This window comes from Flavobacterium hiemivividum, assembly GCF_004349145.1.
Classification (GTDB): Bacteria; Bacteroidota; Bacteroidia; order Flavobacteriales; family Flavobacteriaceae; genus Flavobacterium; species Flavobacterium hiemivividum.
Window position 1 is genome coordinate 158,392 of record NZ_SMFO01000002.1, and the last position, 19,069, is coordinate 177,460.

Annotated in this window: 14 protein-coding genes; 6 read left to right on the forward strand and 8 right to left on the reverse strand. The window is 33.3% G+C overall.

Annotated features, from left to right (window positions below; genetic code table 11):
- Positions 1 to 94: 94 nt before the first annotated feature.
- Positions 95 to 1,777: a Na/Pi symporter gene (locus E0F98_RS04690; protein ID WP_132109458.1), complete on the reverse strand. Its 1,683-nt coding sequence runs from the start codon at positions 1,775 to 1,777 to the stop codon at positions 95 to 97.
- Between the two features lie 307 nt (positions 1,778 to 2,084).
- Here E0F98_RS04690 and E0F98_RS04695 point away from each other — a divergent pair, with 307 nt between their 5' ends.
- Positions 2,085 to 2,348, forward strand: a complete 264-nt coding sequence (locus tag E0F98_RS04695) for a GlsB/YeaQ/YmgE family stress response membrane protein (RefSeq protein ID WP_132109459.1) — start codon at positions 2,085 to 2,087, stop codon at positions 2,346 to 2,348.
- Between the two features lie 462 nt (positions 2,349 to 2,810).
- Here the strand turns inward: E0F98_RS04695 and E0F98_RS04700 are convergent, their stop codons facing one another.
- Positions 2,811 to 3,581 carry a patatin-like phospholipase family protein gene (locus E0F98_RS04700; protein ID WP_132109460.1) on the reverse strand — a complete coding sequence of 257 codons (771 nt, stop codon included), beginning with the start codon at positions 3,579 to 3,581 and terminating at the stop codon, positions 2,811 to 2,813.
- A gap of 149 nt (positions 3,582 to 3,730) precedes the next feature.
- Positions 3,731 to 4,168 (reverse strand): acyl-CoA thioesterase, encoded by a 438-nt coding sequence (locus tag E0F98_RS04705; protein ID WP_132109461.1) that lies wholly within the window; start codon positions 4,166 to 4,168, stop codon positions 3,731 to 3,733.
- Between the two features lie 325 nt (positions 4,169 to 4,493).
- Between E0F98_RS04705 and E0F98_RS04710 the strand changes: the two genes are divergently transcribed.
- Together E0F98_RS04710 and E0F98_RS04715 are read left to right on the forward strand one after the other, a co-directional pair.
- Positions 4,494 to 6,044, forward strand: coding sequence for an SDR family NAD(P)-dependent oxidoreductase (locus tag E0F98_RS04710; RefSeq protein WP_132109694.1), 1,551 nt, complete (start codon positions 4,494 to 4,496; stop codon positions 6,042 to 6,044).
- A gap of 398 nt (positions 6,045 to 6,442) precedes the next feature.
- Positions 6,443 to 9,061 (forward strand): TonB-dependent receptor, encoded by a 2,619-nt coding sequence (locus E0F98_RS04715; protein WP_165929286.1) that lies wholly within the window; start codon positions 6,443 to 6,445, stop codon positions 9,059 to 9,061.
- A gap of 142 nt (positions 9,062 to 9,203) precedes the next feature.
- On the opposite strand, the gene E0F98_RS04720 is transcribed toward E0F98_RS04715, so the two are convergent.
- The 4 genes from E0F98_RS04720 to E0F98_RS04735 all read right to left on the reverse strand — a co-directional run bounded on the left by E0F98_RS04720 (position 9,204) and on the right by E0F98_RS04735 (position 13,675).
- The gene (locus tag E0F98_RS04720) at positions 9,204 to 9,593 is read right to left on the reverse strand and encodes a DUF1398 domain-containing protein (RefSeq protein WP_132109462.1); all 390 of its coding nucleotides are present in this window, start codon (positions 9,591 to 9,593) and stop codon (positions 9,204 to 9,206) included.
- Between the two features lie 159 nt (positions 9,594 to 9,752).
- On the reverse strand, positions 9,753 to 11,348 hold the full coding sequence (locus E0F98_RS04725) for a hypothetical protein (protein WP_132109463.1): 1,596 nt from the start codon (positions 11,346 to 11,348) through the stop codon (positions 9,753 to 9,755).
- A 608-nt stretch (positions 11,349 to 11,956) separates the two neighbouring features.
- On the reverse strand, positions 11,957 to 12,694 hold the full coding sequence (locus E0F98_RS04730) for a hypothetical protein (RefSeq protein WP_132109464.1): 738 nt from the start codon (positions 12,692 to 12,694) through the stop codon (positions 11,957 to 11,959).
- Positions 12,695 to 12,985: 291 nt separating this feature from the next.
- On the reverse strand, positions 12,986 to 13,675 hold the full coding sequence (locus E0F98_RS04735) for a DUF2461 domain-containing protein (RefSeq protein ID WP_132109465.1): 690 nt from the start codon (positions 13,673 to 13,675) through the stop codon (positions 12,986 to 12,988).
- A gap of 363 nt (positions 13,676 to 14,038) precedes the next feature.
- Here E0F98_RS04735 and dnaK point away from each other — a divergent pair, with 363 nt between their 5' ends.
- Positions 14,039 to 15,922: a molecular chaperone DnaK gene (dnaK, locus tag E0F98_RS04740; RefSeq protein WP_132109466.1), complete on the forward strand. Its 1,884-nt coding sequence runs from the start codon at positions 14,039 to 14,041 to the stop codon at positions 15,920 to 15,922.
- Positions 15,923 to 16,000: 78 nt separating this feature from the next.
- Here dnaK and E0F98_RS04745 read toward each other — a convergent pair whose 3' ends face one another.
- Positions 16,001 to 16,900, reverse strand: a complete 900-nt coding sequence (locus E0F98_RS04745; protein WP_132109467.1) for a Brp/Blh family beta-carotene 15,15'-dioxygenase — start codon at positions 16,898 to 16,900, stop codon at positions 16,001 to 16,003.
- Positions 16,901 to 17,023: 123 nt separating this feature from the next.
- Here E0F98_RS04745 and E0F98_RS04750 point away from each other — a divergent pair, with 123 nt between their 5' ends.
- Both E0F98_RS04750 and corA read left to right on the forward strand, forming a co-directional pair.
- Positions 17,024 to 17,749 (forward strand): bacteriorhodopsin-like, encoded by a 726-nt coding sequence (locus E0F98_RS04750; protein WP_132109468.1) that lies wholly within the window; start codon positions 17,024 to 17,026, stop codon positions 17,747 to 17,749.
- Positions 17,750 to 17,972: 223 nt separating this feature from the next.
- Positions 17,973 to 19,043, forward strand: coding sequence for a magnesium/cobalt transporter CorA (corA, locus tag E0F98_RS04755; protein WP_132109469.1), 1,071 nt, complete (start codon positions 17,973 to 17,975; stop codon positions 19,041 to 19,043).
- Positions 19,044 to 19,069 lie beyond the last annotated feature (26 nt).

The following is a 19,069-nucleotide window of genomic DNA, read 5'->3' on the forward strand; positions in this document are numbered from 1 at the left end:
TTAATGGATTAGGATAAAACTAGATCTAGTTTTCTTAACATCGTATTTTCTTATTGTCTAAAATGGGCGTATTAAAACGGATTTTTCTCTATGGTTAGGTTCTATATATAGGGATTTCGTTAATTTCTTGCGCCTGTTTTTCTTTTAATAAATAATCTTTTATTGCTATTAGCATGGCTTTGTTAGACGTAAATAACTCTCTGTTAAAATTGATTACTGTGGTAATGTCAATTTTTTCTAACGAAGTATTTTGTGCCTCGGCGTAGAAGTCGTTTAAAGCGGAACTATAGTTTTCTTGTATTGTATTAAAAAATCCCTGCAGATTTTCAAAATTGGCTGGAACTTCCGCAGTAATTAGATTGTGAAACTCCTGGTATAAATCTTGTGTTTCCTGTTTATTTTGGGTGAAGAAATTATACTTAATGTCTTTGGACGAATTTCTAAGGTTGTCAATATTAGATTCAATATCTTTTACACTTTTTACCGAGTGCATCGCGCTACGTACCGCAGAAATTAACTGGTTGAGATCAGAATATTGATCGGATTGTAGTTTTGACCTTAATTCTAAATAAAACACCTGAAGTTCTCCCTGTACCTGCTTTAGAAAATCATATTTTTGCTCTTTAGTTTTTATGAAGAACTTCTTTTTTTCATTGATGCTTTCATAGTTAGGATTAGTACGAATATAATGGGTATCAATTTTAAACTGTTCGAGATTGAAAAGCATGCAATTATTAATAAAAAAGTGTGTTTCTCTTTTAAATAAGTCGAAAGCAGTTAAGGGTTCTACGATAGAGGCATGTCCAATAAATGCGGTTACAGTTCCATCTGTGTCTTTGAAAAATCCTTCCAAAAAACGAGTAAAATGATCTAATAGCGGTATGAATAGTAGAACCGAAAATAGATTAATGATGGTCGAGAAAGTGACTAAACCAATGAGAGGATCTTTTACATTTAGTAAGTCAGTTATCAAGAATAGTAGAGGGGATAATAGTAGGAACGCAAATAGAGTGACAAAGACATTAAAAAGAAAATTCCCGAGCACAATTCTCTTTTTGGAAGCGCTGCCGCCTATCGCGCCAAGCATTACTTTAATAGTTGTTCCGGTTTGTGAACCCAATATTATTGCGGCGGCAATAGGCAAACTGATAGCACCAACGTGGATCGCACTAAGCGTAAGTGCCATGGTAACCGAGCTGGATTGAACCAATAAGGTGATAATAAAGCCAATGAGTAAAAAGACAGCAAGATGCATCGACTCGTATTGAGAAAAATTAAAAAGTTTTACCTGAGCTTCCATGGCGGTTTTCATAAAAGACAATCCTATAAAAAGTAAACCAAATCCGAAAAGGAAATAGGAGATATAGCGATAGTTTTTTCGATTACCAAAAAGGATAAGAATAAAGCCGCCTACACAAACAACAGGATAAGAAACTACTTCTATGTCCATTTTAAACCCGAGCACAGCCACGACCCAGCTATCAAGTGTAGTACCCAAATTTGCTCCAAGAATAATAGCCATCGCATTTCGCATAGTAAAAACACCAGCACCTACAAAGGCAAGAACCATGAATGAAACCATGGAGCTGCTCTGGAGAATTCCTGTCACTATCGCTCCGCCGGTAACCGCACCAATTCTGTTCTTAGTTATGCGTTGTAAAAAGAGTTTAAAAGTGCGTCCGGAAAGATTTTTTATTGATTCTTCCAGTAAGTACATAGCAAATAGAAAGAGGCCTACCCCTGCGCTGAGTTTGAGAATATGATAGAAGATATCCATAGCAGAAAATATACCTAAAGGTAAGAGGAAAATCCTTGATATGAAAACGAAAGGATAATTTGTAATTAGCGCTATTATCTGAATTCATAATTTTGCTTTGACAAGTACTTTCTATGATTCAGCATAATTATTAGGTAACATTCATACTAATTACTACATAACACTGGTATTAGGTTAGTTGTATTTTGTTTAGTAAATTATTAACAAGAATATATTTTGTAAAAAATTCAAAAGAAAACTAATTTTTCATTAACTTTATATTTAAGTGTAAGTAAATCAGTTGTTTAATGCTTTAAATTATTTAATTATGTCTGGAGAAACTTTTTTAATGTGGTTGCTTTTAGGAGTAGTTGCAGGATGGTTAGCAGGGCTGCTTATTACTGGTGGCGGTTTTGGAATTATCGGAAATATGGTTGTTGGTATTATTGGTAGCTTTCTAGGAGGTTGGATTGGCGGAAAACTCGGTATTTCAGATGCTGTGGTTGGCGGTTTTAGTTTTGCAAGTATCGCAACTGCTGTGCTTGGAGCTATAGTATTACTGTTTGTCGTTAGTTTAGTAAGAAGAGTATAGACGGCTTAAGAAATACTTGTAGGTTCTTGAAGTCAATAGTTTTCTATTGGCTTTTGTTTTTAATTTTTACTGGTTCCAATACATGACAATGATAAATACAATTATTGCCAAAATTCCAATTAAAGAACTGATAAAAAAATTATCAACCCATTTTTCAAGTTTGATTTCTTTCTTTGATTTTTGTGTTCAAATCGAAAAAAAGGACAAAACCGATGAAATAGTTAATAGCAATGCGACTATTGAGGTAAATTCATCAATTAGAATTTTTCTAGTGGCATCTGTCATATGAAGCGACGTAATTATAAAGAGACAAAAACCGAGTGGGTTAGCTGATTTATTTAGAATATGCTGAGAAGTTTTGTTTGCCAAAGTTGGTTGTTTTTTAGAGAAAGTAGCTGCACTATTTAAGGAAGATCGATCAGTTAAATCTTATAAATAAGGAGTTTGTGATTTTCTAATACTCTACAATTGCAGGTCAAGTTCTTTAATTTGTTTTTCGAAAGTGAGTGCATATTGATAGCCGTAGTCTAAAATTTCATCTGCTCTTTTTAAGTTAAAAAGGCTAAACTGACTCATGTTTGGCGGTTCAATGTATAAAGTACAGCTATCTATTTTACTTTGTACCGAGCTTTTCATGGCCAAATGAAAGCAGCGGTCAACAATATTATTCATGTGTACTTGATCTACCTCTTTCTTGATGGAGTTGACATAACTACCAATTATCACGTCGCATTGCCCAACTAAAGGTTCAATAGGAAAATTATTGAGTACGCCGCCGTCCACGTACAAAGTGTTATTGTAGTTTACAGGTTGGAACAACAAAGGCATACAGGAAGTAGCCATTAGCGATTGCGATAAATTTCCAGATGATAAGTAAACTAGTTCTCCTTTTAAAATATCGGTAGCGGTTATATACAATGGTATGTTGAGATCCTCAAAAGAATTAGTGGGAAAACTTTGCTCATAAATGTCATTGAATCCTTTCATAGCAAAAAAGCCTTGCCTCTTAATAAGAATGTTAGAGAAACTAAATATTTGTCCCTTTTTTAGAATACTAACAATCTCAGCGATAGAATAACCTGCAGCATAGAAAGCGCCTGCAATTGCACCAGCACTAGTCCCTGAAATATGAGAGGGAACAATTCCAAATTCTTCCAACGCTTTTAAAACCCCTAGATGAGCAATTCCTCTAGCGCCACCTCCTGATAATACAATGCCAATTTTGCTTTTCATTTGCCTATATATTCTGCTGAACTAATATAAATAAAAAAGACTGATTACCAACAATAAACGTTGACAATCAGTCTTTTTCTAATTTTTATAAAGATTCAATACGTTTGTAAATTTAGAATAGATTTTACAAACTTTGCATGAAGAATAAATTAGAGCGCAATAAAGTCGGCTGTTTTAGGAATTACATTCATTACTTCCATAGCAATTGCCGGAGTTGGATTAGCTATTTTTCTAAGTTTTGTATCCATCCACGCACCATCTACTGTTATTGTGGCGCACAATTGATCTTCGCCGTTTCTTAGCTCATGTACAATTGACCAGCGAGAAGCATCAGCTCTCATTTTAGAAATTTTAGTATGCATGAATATAGTATCTGCAAGTCCTATTTCTTTTCGAAAGATACACTCTTCTCTAAAAAGAATAGGGCCAAAAGAATTTTTTTGTAAAACTCTCATTGTTAATCCAAGGCTTTCCAAAATTTCGATACGATGCTGCGCCCCAAAATCATAGTAAGCACTGTGTCGCACATGAAAGTTAGGGTCTAAATCTGACCAACGAAAGGATAATTGTTTACTGAAAGATGTCATTATAATTTTTCTATTTAATTTTTTATTTTGCAAAAGTTGGTTTTCACCACAGCCAAATCGCGATGTGTACCTGAAAATTGCGATTGCGAAGATAAGAAAAAAAGGAGTTTTTATGAAAAATAGCAACTTTGTATTTGATGAACAATCTTTGTGAAGGAACAACGAGAAAAGTTTCGTGTTGTCTAAATTAAGCTGTCGAATACCAGTGGTATAAAGAGGCTAAATCTACTGTTTAGACTATCAGAAAAAAAGCGAGAACGACAATGATTTTAAAACTATATTTGCGCTTTGGTATTTTTGCCAAGACTGATCCCCGTTTTTTATGATGACGAAAGATGAAATAATGCCTAAGACCGCAATAACTTCAGATGAAATTGATAGATGCATCGCCATATTGGCGCAATTAAATTCGAATACCGACGAGATTTTCGATATTGAAAAAGATAAAAGAACGGCTTTGATTAAAGCGGCAGGAATGTTTTCGAGACCAGATCGCGACGAACTTTCGAGACGTAAAAAAGACGGTAGGTTAGTAGCCAAGCGCAAAAAAGAAAAGCAAGACAAAACCGCTCGTAAAGAAACTGGAATACGTCACGCTCGAGAAGCAAGTATATTTGTTGCGCCAAAACTTTTGGCATATAATGATCTTGCTAGCAAAGAACAGTTAGAACTAGAAACTCCTAGAAATTGTTATGTGTGCAAAACTCCATTTACTAAAATGCATCACTTTTACGATACAATGTGTACAGATTGTGGAGATTTTAATTACGCCAAACGTTTCCAAACAGCAGATGTAAAGGGACAAATTGCGATTATAACAGGTTCTAGATTAAAAATTGGATATCATATTACACTAATGCTGCTTCGTGGAGGAGCAACCGTCATTGCCACTACTCGTTTTCCAGTGGATTCAGCTTTGCGTTTTTCTAAAGAAGAAGATTTTATGGAGTGGGGACACCGCTTAAAAATTCATGGATTAGATCTACGACATATTCCTAGCGTGGAGATTTTTTGCAATTTTATAGAACAAAAATACGAGCGTCTCGATATTCTTATCAATAATGCGGCACAAACCGTGAGACGACCAGCGGGATTTTATACTCATTTAATGGCTAATGAAGAACTGCCAATAAGTGACTTACCAAAACAAGCGCAAAATTTATTATTAGACCATACTGATTGTTTACAGGAATTAAAAGTATTGACTTCTGGAGCTTCTTCTAATCAGAATATGCCGGTTACTTGGCACGGACCGGAACCTGGTATTGGTTTACGGGCTTCCGCCAAATTATCTCAGATTCCGTATAGTTTTGATAATACATTAGTAGCCAATGAAGTATTTCCAGAAGGGGAGTTGGATGCCGATTTACAGCAAGTAGATTTAAGAAAAACGAACAGCTGGCGATTGCGATTAGGACAAATCGAAACCACAGAAATGATTGAAGTACAACTTGTCAATTCAGTAGCGCCATTTGTATTATGCAATCGACTTTCGGAAATAATGAAGAAAGACAATACAGGAAAAAAGCACATCATAAATGTTTCGGCCATGGAAGGCAAGTTCCATCGCTTTTTTAAAGAAGCTCGTCACCCTCATACTAATATGGCCAAAGCGGCTTTGAATATGCTAACACACACCGCCGCAGGGGAATTGGCAAAAGACGGAATATTCATGAACGCTGTAGATACGGGTTGGGTAACTGACGAAGATCCTGCAGAACTTGCCAAAAAGAAACAAGAACTAGAAGATTTTCAGCCACCTCTCGATATTGTTGATGGCGCTGCACGAGTAATGGATCCTTTGTTTGACGGTATAAATACAGGAAAGCATTGGTGTGGAAAATTCTTAAAAGATTACAACCCGATCCCCTGGTAATAAACTAAACTTCAATTTTTTTCTTGAAATTACGGACACTTTATTGCGTGTCCGTAAATCTTTCTATATAAATATTTAAGGAAATTAAACACAAGCAAGAACTTGAAATATATTCTTAGTTTGGAATTCATTTTATAAAGTCCTCTTTAATTAAAAAACGCCATAAGAATCAATTTACAAAACTTAATTTTTGTTTGATTCGACTATTTGTGTCTACGGAGTGTTTTAATGACTGTTTATGTATGTAATTAGTATTAATTATAAGGGTTTCCGCTATAAATGGTTAATAGATAATTTCACTTTTATTTAAATAAAAAAAATGATTTTTTAAGGTTTATTTAACAAAAAAGAATAGATTTGGAATCTATAATGTTATTAAAAAACCAAAAAGACTATTTATGAGATTTAACCATTTTTTTTTAGGAGTGTTATTTATGATAATAATGCCCACAGTGCTAAATGCCCAATCAATCAAAGGGATTGTATTGGATGAGAATGGACAAGCGTTGCCGTATGCTAATGTTGTTGAAAAGGTAACTTCTACCGGAGTCACCACAGACGGCAACGGTAATTTTGAAATTAAGGTAAAGGGATTTCCAGTTACATTAATCGCAAAGTATGTTGGATTTCAAAACAAAAGTATCGAGGTGACTAGTGATGGTGCAGCTATCACTTTTAAGTTAAGCCCTAATAACAGCCTAGATGAGGTTGTTGTAACGGGAAACAGATCAAAAGTGAGAAGTGTATTAAATTCAGCTGTACCAATCGATAAGTTGTATGCAGAAGATCTTAAATCAAGCGGGCAGGTAACATTTGATAAAATGTTAGCTTATAAAATTCCGTCATTTAACTCAAGTAGTCAAGCGGTTTCTGACGCGACTGCGCATTTTGACCCAGCAGATTTACGTGGTTTAGGCCCGAGTCGTACTTTGGTATTAGTAAACGGAAAAAGAAAAAATCAAAGTGCTTTAGTGTACATCAACGATACTCCAGGTAAAGGAGAAGTAGGAACAGATATGAAAAGTATTCCATTTTCTGCTATCGAAAGAGTAGAAGTACTTCGTGATGGAGCTTCGTCTCAATATGGTTCAGACGCCATTGCAGGAGTAGTGAATATTATCTTGAAAAAACAAACTAATTTTACTGAAGTAAATCTTACATCGGGAGTAACTTCTGAAGGAGATGGTTTCAATTTTGGAGCAGATCTTAACTCAGGATTTAAAATTGCTGACAAAGGTTTTGTGAATTTTAATATTTCTTACTTAGACCAAAATAAAACGAACAGAGCAGGGAGACCTGGAAGAGACGGTTTATTTGAAGTTGAAGCAAACGATCCAACATGGGGAGATTGGTTAAGTAGAAATCCTGACTTAGGAATGAATATTGGGCAACCAGATTCTAAAATGGGAGCCTTTGTTGTTAATGCCGAATACCCACTTTCGGATAAAACGACACTGTATGCTTTTGGAGATATAAATATTAGAAAAGGAACAAGTTTTGCTTTGTACAGAGCGCCATACTGGGTTTCAGATCCGAATAATTTATTACATGAAGCGGGTACAACTTATAATGGTTTCCAACCTACATTTAATACGGATGTATTTGATAATCTTGGATCTATTGGAATAAAATCTAACATATTAGGTTTTAATGCTGATTTCAGTTTAACAGCAGGTTCTAATAAAGTGGATTATATAGTAGGAAATACATTAAATGTATCTTTGGGCGCAAACAGTCCTACAGAATTTGAAGTAGGTGGTTATACTTTTAGTCAATTAGTAGGAAATGCTGATTTTTCTAGAACTTTTGATAAGGTAACCTTCGGTTTTGGAACTGAATTAAGAAAAGAAAGATACGAAGCTAGAGCAGGTCAACCAGAATCTTATGCCGGAGGTGGTGCACAGTCATTCCCTGGAATTCAACCTTCGAATGCATTAAATGAAGATCGTAACAACTTTGGTATTTATACCACTTTAGATTACGATATGACAGAGGCTTTTTTGATAGGAGGATCTTTAAGATATGAGAAATATTCAGATTTTGGAGATAACTTTTCTTGGAAAGTAAACTCACGTTACAAGCTTAATGATGATGTTGCTATACGTGCATCTTATAGCACAGGATTTAGAGCTCCTGCTTTACACCAAATCTATTTGAGTAACATTCAAACCTTAGTTTCTGGTGGTACAATTTCTAATCAGGGAACTTTTAACAATGTGGATCCAGCAGTGAGAGGACTTGGAGTTCCTCAATTGCACGCTGAAAAATCACAAAATCTTTCAAGTGGTATTACTTTTAGATCAGGTGCTAATTTTTCTGCTTCGCTAGATTTCTACAATATTAAAGTGAAAGACCGTGTATTATTTTCTGGAGAAGTAGGATTTGACGGCGATGATAATACAACAAACCCGGTTGAAAGAGTATTGCTTGATAATGATATCACAAGTATGAAGTTTTTTATCAATGCAGTTAATACAATAACTAATGGTGTTGATGTTGTTTTGAATTACAAAAACCTTGAAATAGGAACGGGTAAACTTGGACTTAGTTTAGCATCTACATTTGCTAAAACTAAAATTGACGGACAAATTGCTACGCCATCGATTTTGAAAGCGAACGGATACGATATTTTTAACCGTAAAGAGCAAGGTAGAATCTTAAGTGCAAGACCTAATACAAAAGTTTTGTTAGGAGCTAATTATGATTTGAACAAAACAACGTTTATTTTTAATAATACTTATTTTGGAGAAGTGTCATGGCAACATGCTACTGATGTCTCCAAAGATCAAACTTTTGCAGGAAAAGTTATTACAGATTTAGGAGTTGCTTATAAATTTACATCTACACTTTCAGCTAATGTGATGGTAAACAATCTATTTAATGTGTATCCAGATGAATTGGATCCAAAAGGAGATGTTGCTACTGATTTAGGAGGTCGTTTTAAATACCCATGGGAAGTTAACCAATTTGGTTACAGCGGAACAACATTTACAGCGGGTGTAAACTTTAAGTTTTAAGAATCACTTAATAGACTATAAATAAAAAAAACGGGATTTAATCCCGTTTTTTTTATGACTGTAATTTACTTTTTTTTTAAATCTAAAATAGAATTGATAGAAGTCTCGTTATAAAAATGCTTAGTATATTAAAACCAGATAATTAAGCAGGTATTTTTTCGATGATGATGGCATCTCCAGCTGTATCATAGTAAGTACAAGTCATTTCGATAATATCAATACGCCAGTTAGCGATTCCAGATTGAGCCGCCTGTTGGCAAAAAGTAAAATAATCGCTTTGTCCGCCTTGATGCATCACTAGAAACTCGATGAAACGTTCTTTATTAGCCATTGGCGCAATTCTAAGAAGGTTGTATTTTTTATCCGTACTTACAGCATACTCCTTGTTGCCATAATAAGAAACGCGTCCGTCATTGACATGAGTATCATATCCTTTTACACCTAAATTGATTAAGTCTTGAATATAAATTGGAAAATCACTTCCGGTTTGTACTTTATCGTGTGCTAGTTTAATTTGCTCTAGGGTAAACATTACTTTTAGTTTTTAATTTATAAGTTTGAAAATTGATTAATTATAGTCCGTTTTTCGTAATGAGTTCGTCTATATTTTCGGTAATTCCAATAACTTATTTGGAATTTGAATCTATAATTTGTCGATTACACGATCTTTATAACTTTAGGATTATTCTAGCTATACTTTCAACTTGTTTTTATGATTTTTTATACGACTGTAACTGCTGCTTTTAGGATTTAAATAAGAATCAATTTGAAGTTTATGTTGTTCTATTTGGTATTTATTAAAATTATCCCATTTTGGAGCATAGCTTGTTTTTTGACCATATAAGGAATCAATACATACATTGTCGTCTTTATATTTGTCGTGTAAAACTTCTAAAATTTTAAAGAAAAACGCGTCGAGCAATACTATAGCGTCAAATTGAGCTTTAAGATTATCATAATTAGTGTCGGCTGGATTAAGTAATTGTAGTAAATCCAACAGCTCTTTCTTTTCGGCCTCATCAATTTCTGTTAAGTAACCGTATTTTAAAGTTTTATAAACTAAATTATTCCAAGCTACGCTATCATGTCCCCATTTAACATCAGGAAGGCTTAAAGAATGCTCACAGATTAAAACAATAGCATGTAGAACATCATTTAAATACTCTGCTGGAAACTCATCAAAACTTCTAAATTCGAAACCACTTTGATACATCTTTTCCTGATTGAAATCAAGACCAACTTCTGGAAGTAGTTGGTATTCCATTTCCAATTCTATTCGGTCTCTCCACCAGATGTTATCTTCTTTTTCAAAATTTAGTAGTTTTCTAAAATCATCGACCTTGTAAGTAAGAATTTTTCCTCTTGGCATTGCCTTATTATAAGTTCCTACGCCAATATAACGAGACATGGCATTTCGCATAGATCCCATTGTGAAATTTTCATCCATATCATAGGTATCGCTGATCACTCCCATAATATCTGGACTTCCTAAAGTCGCTATAAAGAAAGGCTCAAACCATTGTAATAAATAAATAGCATTAGCATGTGTTTTATCGAAAGTATCGTAATCTACAATGCGGCTATTTTCTGTAAGAGTAGGTAAAGTAATATGAAAATGGTAAGTTCCGTTATTAAACAAAACAAGGTTTTCTTGATTTGTCATAAACATATTAAGACCATTATTATAATCTGGAAAAGATAATTTTTCATTTAGAACACCTGACTCATTGATTTTATCGAGAAATAACTTTTTGGTAGCTTTTAACTCATTACAAGAGCCAACGATGGTTCTGTTTTCAAAATATTTTGTTACAAATTCGATAGAATCACCATCAAAATGCACAGATCCCATAGTTTTTTCTCTTTGGGTAATCATACTTTGAATATTATACGGCTGATTTTCAAGAAAAGTTTCCATGATAGATTTTCCAAGATATTCAGGATTGTCAATCGGCTCGGGTTTTGCTTCAGTAATTTCGTTACTGGTCGCAATTGCAAGTACTGCCGGAATTGTTTTATGCTGGAAGTTAATATCAAGCTTTTCTAAGGAATGACTATTAATCATTCTACTTACTTTGTATTCTTTGTCTAAAGTGAAAGCTTTCTTCAATAAAGGAGCTAAGCTTTCTGGCTTATAGCATTTTCTATAATCAATACTATATTTCTCAAAACCAATTTTTTCTTGTATAAATTCACCAGATACTATTAAGGATTCTTCAAATTGCATGTAGGTTTCGTTTTCTAATCCAATTCCCCAGTAATATTTTGCTGTGTGATTTACTTTCATTTATACAAGTAGTTCTTTAATATGTTAATTAATCTTTATAGTTATTCTTTTTTGACTTTAAAACAAGAATTTTTAAGGTTTAAGTCCTTTAAAAACAGTGGTTTATTCTGTTTTGTTTTTTTTGAATTCGCAATTATAAAGCGCTTTGTACTTTTAATTTACAAGAATTGATTCCAATTCTAAAATTTTAGTGTTTATACCCCTAAAACAACCGTTGAAAAAATAAAATTTTGTACTGTAATTATAAAATATGTACTGTATGTAATTTATTTTATATCAATGATTTAAGCAGGAGGAAAGCCGAATTATAGTTTTTGCTATTCTTGTCATTTTCCAAAGTGCAAAAGTACTTAAAAATAATGTTATTTCCAACTAGATAATTGAATGAAAAATAACGAAAAAGCAAGAAGTTTTTATTTAAATGTTATTTAAAATGAAAAATAAATTTATTTAAAGTTATAATCGTTCAATATATTGATTTTAAAATAATTAAAACAAGGGGGCTAGTTGATTTTATTTTTGTTTTCGAGCTGTTTTTATTCTTAAAGTTGTCATGGTTTTGAAGACGCAAATAAGTGTTGATTTTATCCAATTAATGATAAGCTTATTTAGTCATGATAGTAAAAAACAGAGGAAGAATAAAGTGCATTATTCCACCAATCTTTTCTAGCTTTGGCGAAGTAGTTGTAATTCAATTTTCCCGCTTGTGATTGCAAAGGATACACAACAACACCATTTTCTCGATATGCTTTTTTTACTACTGTTTCTGGTACAACAGGAACGATATGTCCGGAGAGTCCTTTTTGTTTTCTTTTGGCGCAAATTATTCCTACACCTCCGTTAGTATTTACTTTGTTTTGCATTTCGTCAAGGTTGTATATCCTTTTCCAGCCAAAACTTTCTCCCCATTTCAAAAACCAATCGTGGATCGCACTAGAATAAATTGTTTCTACAGTTTCACCATAAACGGCTTCTACATTTTGCCCGTCAAGTATTTTTTTGATTGCGTCGTCTGTCCACCAAACTGTAGGTAGGTAAACTTTAGAGAAATAACAGAAATCATAAGAGTATACGTTACAATAAGTATCTTCGACTGTTCTTTTATATCGAATGTTTGTAGTTACATCTAGTTTATCGATTAGGCGAGCGATACTTTCTCGTTTTGTTGCTGAATCAGTTAAGTCTCTAAATGGAATACTAGAATCGCAAATAGGCGTGTACTTCATTAAGGTAGAGTCTAAACGGGAATTTATATGAGGTAAAAAACCGGCAATCTTTATTTTGCTATCACAACTTGAGTCAGTAACTATAGACTCAAAGATGTTAGTAGTGGTATCATTATTCATTTTGACTAATTTGATATATTATCTTACAATGCTCTAATCTAAATTGTATTTTATCTCGTTTATTAGAGCAGTATTTTAATTACTAATTTTTATAAAAAAAGTTTTTAAAGGTTTAAGCGTTCTACAAATATTAAGAACTATCTAGGGCGCCTTTGAGTAAAAAATCTTTCTTTAAAAATTTAAAAGTAATAAAAAAATAGTAAAAAGACTTGCTAGAATGTGTTTGAAAATTAAAAATAAAGCATTAGAATCTGGGGGATTCCTATTTTAAATCTTATCCCGAAGCTGGTTTTAAACTTTGCTTTCTCCATTTAAATCAGTTGTAAGTACAAGACTCATATAGTCAAAAAACGGGCGTACCGATTTAAATAATTCGTTTACCTTGTTTATGAAATCTGGGTCAACTACTTCTTGATCAGTAAAATGATGTCTCAAGATAAATTGCTTGTGCCGTATTAAATTGATTGCTTCATGATCTTTTGAAAACCCTCTTGGAGACGTTAGAACTTTATCGCCAGCCAACTCTGTGAAATTTTCCTTTATTGATTTAGAGTTAAAAATTTCACGCCAGGCGTCATGATTTAGTTCGATATCTTTTCTTATTCTTTTTAGGTCATCTGGATTAGGTGAGAAAAAACCGCATGCTAGAAAATTATTTTCGGGTTGGATATTCAAATAATACCCACCTCTTTTTAAGGAGGTAGCTCGTTGTAATCCTATTGCAAAACGAGGTTTATAAGGCAATTTGTTTTTACTAAATCGAACATCATTATAGATTCGGTACAGACTTTTTTTACCAGAAGCATTTTCGATGGCGTCGTGAGAATTCATTAGAAGTATAAGTTGGTCAGCAAAAGCGATAATGTTATTTTGTGCTGTAGTATATTGTGTTTTATTTTCAGTAAACCAGTCTCTATTGTTATTCTTCTCTAGATTTTTTAAAAAAGTAATGCTGCTATCGGTTATTATGAAATCTCTCATTATTCATTTTTATCAAATGTAGGAAACTTTTTTTATGAAGTATGAAATTTGGGTTGTAGTACTTCATTTATGGGGTATATGTTGTAAACCACAAATACTCTTGTTAAGGGATTGAAATAAAAATTGGACTAAGATGATTAATTAGATAATATAGGAATAGCTTTTAAATATTTAACTTAAACTGCCACTCAGACTGCACTATTTTTTCAATGTCAGTCAATTCAAAATGTCATGTTGGCAGATTATTTTCCGCCATTTTAACATAAACTGACAATTAATAAGGAGCTTTTGGCTTGGCACAAAGATTGCTTTAGAGTCATCAAGTTATAAAAATAAGTATACAATAAATTAAATATATTAAAAATGGGTAAAATAATCGGAATTGATTTAGGTACGACAAACTCTTGTGTCTCTGTAATGGAAGGTAACGAAGCAGTTGTTATCCCTAATGCAGAAGGAAAAAGAACAACACCATCTATCATCGCTTTTGTTGAAGGTGGAGAGATTAAAGTGGGAGATCCTGCAAAAAGACAAGCGGTAACAAATCCTACCAAAACAATTGCTTCTATTAAACGTTTTATGGGTCATTCTTTTTCTGAAGTTACGGCTGAAGCAAAAAGAGTTTCTTACAAAGTAGTAAAAGGGGACAACAATACACCACGTGTTGATATTGATGGTCGTTTATACACTGCACAAGAATTGTCAGCAATGACACTTCAAAAAATGAAAAAAACTGCTGAAGACTATTTAGGTCAAACAGTTACTGAGGCAGTTATTACTGTTCCTGCTTACTTTAATGATTCACAACGTCAAGCGACTAAAGAAGCTGGTGAAATTGCAGGTCTTAAAGTTATGCGTATTATCAACGAGCCTACAGCTGCAGCTTTAGCTTACGGTCTTGATAAAAAAGGAAAAGATCAAAAAATTGCTGTTTACGATTTAGGTGGAGGTACATTTGATATCTCTGTTCTTGAATTAGGAGACGGAGTTTTTGAAGTATTGTCTACAAATGGTGATACTCACCTTGGTGGAGATGATTTTGACCACGAAATTATTGACTGGTTAGCTGCTGATTTCTTAGCTGAAGAAGGTATTGATTTACGTTTAGATCCAATGTCTTTGCAACGTTTGAAAGAAGCTGCTGAGAAAGCAAAAATTGAATTATCTTCTTCTGCTGAAACTGAAATCAACTTACCATACGTAACTGCTACAGCTTCAGGACCAAAACACTTAGTTAAAAAATTAACTAGAGCTCAATTTGAGAAATTAACTGACGCATTAGTAAAACGTTCTATGGCACCAGTTGCTAAATCATTGAAAGATGCAGGTTTAACGGTTTCTGATATTGACGAAGTGATTCTTGTTGGAGGTTCTACTCGTATGCCAAGAATTGCTGAAGAAGTTGAAAAATTCTTTGGTAAAAAAGCGTCTAAAGGAGTTAACCCTGATGAAGTTGTTGCAATTGGAGCAGCTATTCAAGGTGGAGTTCTTTCTGGAGATGTAAAAGATGTATTGTTACTTGACGTTACACCTTTATCTTTAGGTATCGAAACTATGGGGGGTGTTATGACAACTCTTATTGAGTCTAATACTACTATTCCAACTAAAAAATCACAAGTATTCTCTACTGCTGCAGATTCTCAACCAACAGTTGAAATTCACGTATTGCAAGGAGCTAGAGCAATGGCTGCTGATAATAAAACAATTGGTCGTTTCCATTTAGATGGTTTACCACCAGCTCCAAGAGGGGTTCCACAAATTGAAGTAACTTTTGATATTGATGCTAATGGTATCATCAAAGTTTCGGCAACTGATAAAGGAACTGGAAAATCTCACGATATTCGTATCGAAGCTTCTTCTGGATTAACATCTGAAGAAATCGAAAAAATGAAACAAGATGCTGAAGCTAACGCTGAGTCTGACAAAATCGCAAGAGAAAGAGCTGAAAAATTGAACGAAGCAGATGGAATGATCTTCCAAACTGAAACTCAATTGAAAGAGTTAGGGGATAAATTATCTGACGAAAACAAAGTAGCTGTAGAATATGCATTAACTGAATTGAGAATGGCTCACCAATCTCAAGACATTCCTGCAATCCAAACTGCGCTTGATAATATCAATGCTGCTTGGAAAACTGCTACTGAAGCAATGTACGCTCAAGGAGAACAAGGTCAAGGTGCTGCACAGCCACAAGCTGAAGCGCAAGGAGACGATGTTCAAGACGTAGATTACGAAGAAGTAAAATAATTATTTTCTGTAGAGATGCACTTCGGCGCATCTCTACTATATAATACAAAAAACCGATCTAGAAATAGCTCGGTTTTTTTATGCGCTTTTTGTATTTTTTTTATGCATCATTTTCAGAATTACTAATACGTGTGGAAATGTGATAGCTGCAAGAAAAGAGAAAAACAGAGCATTAAATATTTCTTTATCTCTAAATAGGAAATAGAGAAGTCCAATTCCCAATAATGAAACCAACCAATATACAAAGGCATTCCTGCAGTAGGCTATGAATAGGCTAAAGTTAAAAGAACCATAAATGAATATTATTTGGTCAATTATAGAAGGAATGCTATGCCAAATGATAAAGTAGATTGCAAATCCCCATATTAAACTGGAAGTTTTGAATATGACCGCAAAAACCACAAGAAAAAATAATTCTGCCTGTAATTTTTTTCGAAAGGATTCAAAATTCCAATAAAAATAAGCACTTATACTTAGAAAGATCAATCCGCTAGTCAAGAGGATTTCATTTATATATAACGTAGGGACTTTAAATCGTATAATCTCAGTTACGATCACTTCAACTTCATTAGAATGAAAGTAAAATAACAAATACAATATAATGATTCCGTAAATAAAAGGATAAACAATCAAGAGAAATTTTGAGACTTTAAAATCCAAATACAAGCCTTGCTGATCGCCAAAGTGAAAGGCACTAACAAAAATAAAAAGAATTAAGGCTAGCATAGGTATTAAATAGAATAGCAGTACCCCAAATAAAACTACAAGAACATAATAGGTTAATATTTTTTTAAATGAAATTCTGTTGTGAGAATCGTTTGTACTCTGAATTATAAGTAAATCATTAGCACCATGTAAAATTCCAAAGCTAAAAATGAGTAAAAAACCAATTACTATTTGAACTTCTGTTGGAAAAAAGGAGGTGAGCCATAAGCAAAAAAAGCTTGCTACGATTGCAATATTTGTGTATCTAAGCATGATTAATTTAAATTTGTTTAAAATTAAACAAAAACAATGGAACAAAATGTAATTTATTTGTTTAACATTACTTATATTTGATTAAACAAATAACCTTTAACCTTTAACCTTTAACCTTTAATTATGACAAATTTTATGTTTATTTCAGGAATGGTTGCAAAGTTATCTCCTACAGACTACGTAGGATTCACTTTTTTCGTAGGGTGCATGGCAATGATGGCCGCATCTGCATTTTTCTTTCTATCACTTAGTCAATTTGATAAAAAGTGGCGTACTTCAGTCTTAGTTTCGGGTTTAATTACTTTTATTGCTGCAGTTCATTATTTCTACATGAGAGATTATTGGGCCGCATTTGGAGAATCACCTACCTTTTTCCGTTATGTTGACTGGGTATTGACAGTGCCATTAATGTGTGTTGAGTTTTATTTAATATTGAAAATAGCGGGAGCTAAGCAATCTTTGTTATGGAAGATGATTATTTATTCTCTAATAATGTTGATTACTGGTTACTTTGGTGAAGTCGTCTTCACGGAAGCCGCCGCTTTTTGGGGAGCAGTTTCAGGAGTAGCTTATTTCTTAATCGTTTACGAGATATGGTTAGGTGAAGCTTCAAAATTAGCGAAAGCTGCAGGTGGAAATGTACTTACTGCACACAAAATATTATGTTGGTTTGTACTTGTAGGTTGGGCTATATACCCATTAGGATACATGATGGGGACAACAGGATGGTACAACGGATTAATTCCTTCTGGTAATATCGATGTTGTCTACAATATCGCGGACGCAATCAATAAAATTGGTTTTGGATTAGTAATATATACTTTAGCAGTGAAATCACAAGTTAACTAAAAAATACAAATTTATTTGTTTATTAAAACCGGGCTAGTCATAGTTCGGTTTTTTTTTAGCTGTGCAACATGATAAATCTCATGGTATACAAGAAGAGGGCTTAATACCTTTGTTTACTTTAATAATTATCGAATGAAATCATCGGTAACACTTATTTCAAAAATGTTAAGGGACTATTCATTGAAGAAAGAATTTTGTAATATTACTGTATATATAATTTTACATGAGAAAAATTAAATTTAAAAAAGTTAGAAAAGTACAACCGAATAATCTTGAATATACCGGAAGGCACAAAAAGATGGAGTCGGAACTACAATTATTTGTTTATGACACTGCAGACTTTCTTGAATATGAAGAAATTGATATTATCGACTTAAAGAGTTGTATTAATGATAAAAAAACAAATTGGCTGAATCTACACGGTTTAAATGAACTTGAAATAATAGAAGCAATAGGAGCTTTTTTCAAGATTGATAATTTTTTGCTTTCTGATATTTTAAACACGACTAGGCGAACAAAGGTGGAAGAATCGCCAGATACTTTGTTTTTTAATATAAAATCCATGCTGCCTGCTGAGAATTCAGATAATATTAGTGTGGAGCAAATTAGTTTTTTAATAAAAAATAATGTTCTGATTTCTTTCCAAGAAAAGAGAAGTGATTTTTTCTCACATATAAGGGAAAGAATTAGAAACCAAGCTGGAAGTGTTCGTAGTAAAAAGGCTGATTTTTTACTGTATTTGTTGTTAGATGCTGTTATGGAGAATTTCTACATCACTATCGAAAATGAAGAAGACAAAGTCGAAGAATTAATAAATCTTTCTAAGAATAGTACCGACCCCAAAATTCTGGAGCGAATTGAGAAACACCGTGATAATTTTAATTTTTTAAAACGTTCGATTGTTCCACTTCGGGATTCCTTGTATGCGATTAAAAGTTTGAAAGAAGACGAAGATTTTGAAGTTATCGAATTAGAAACCTTCAGCTATTTTTCGAGATTGCATCAAAAAAGCTTAGAGCTTTTAGAGCAAATTGACTCAGATATGGGGATGTTAGAAAGTGCATCTAATTTCTTTTTCTCTTCGCAAACGCATAAGATGAATGAGATTATGAAAACATTGACCATTGTATCTGCAATATTTATTCCGCTTACTTTTATTGTTGGAATTTATGGGATGAATTTTGATAATATGCCCGAACTAAGGCAACATAATGGATACTTTACGGTTATTGGTGTCATGATTTTAATCGTAATAGGAATGGTTTTTTATTTTAAAAAGCGTCGATGGTTTTAACTACTAAAAGAAGGTAAATATTCAAT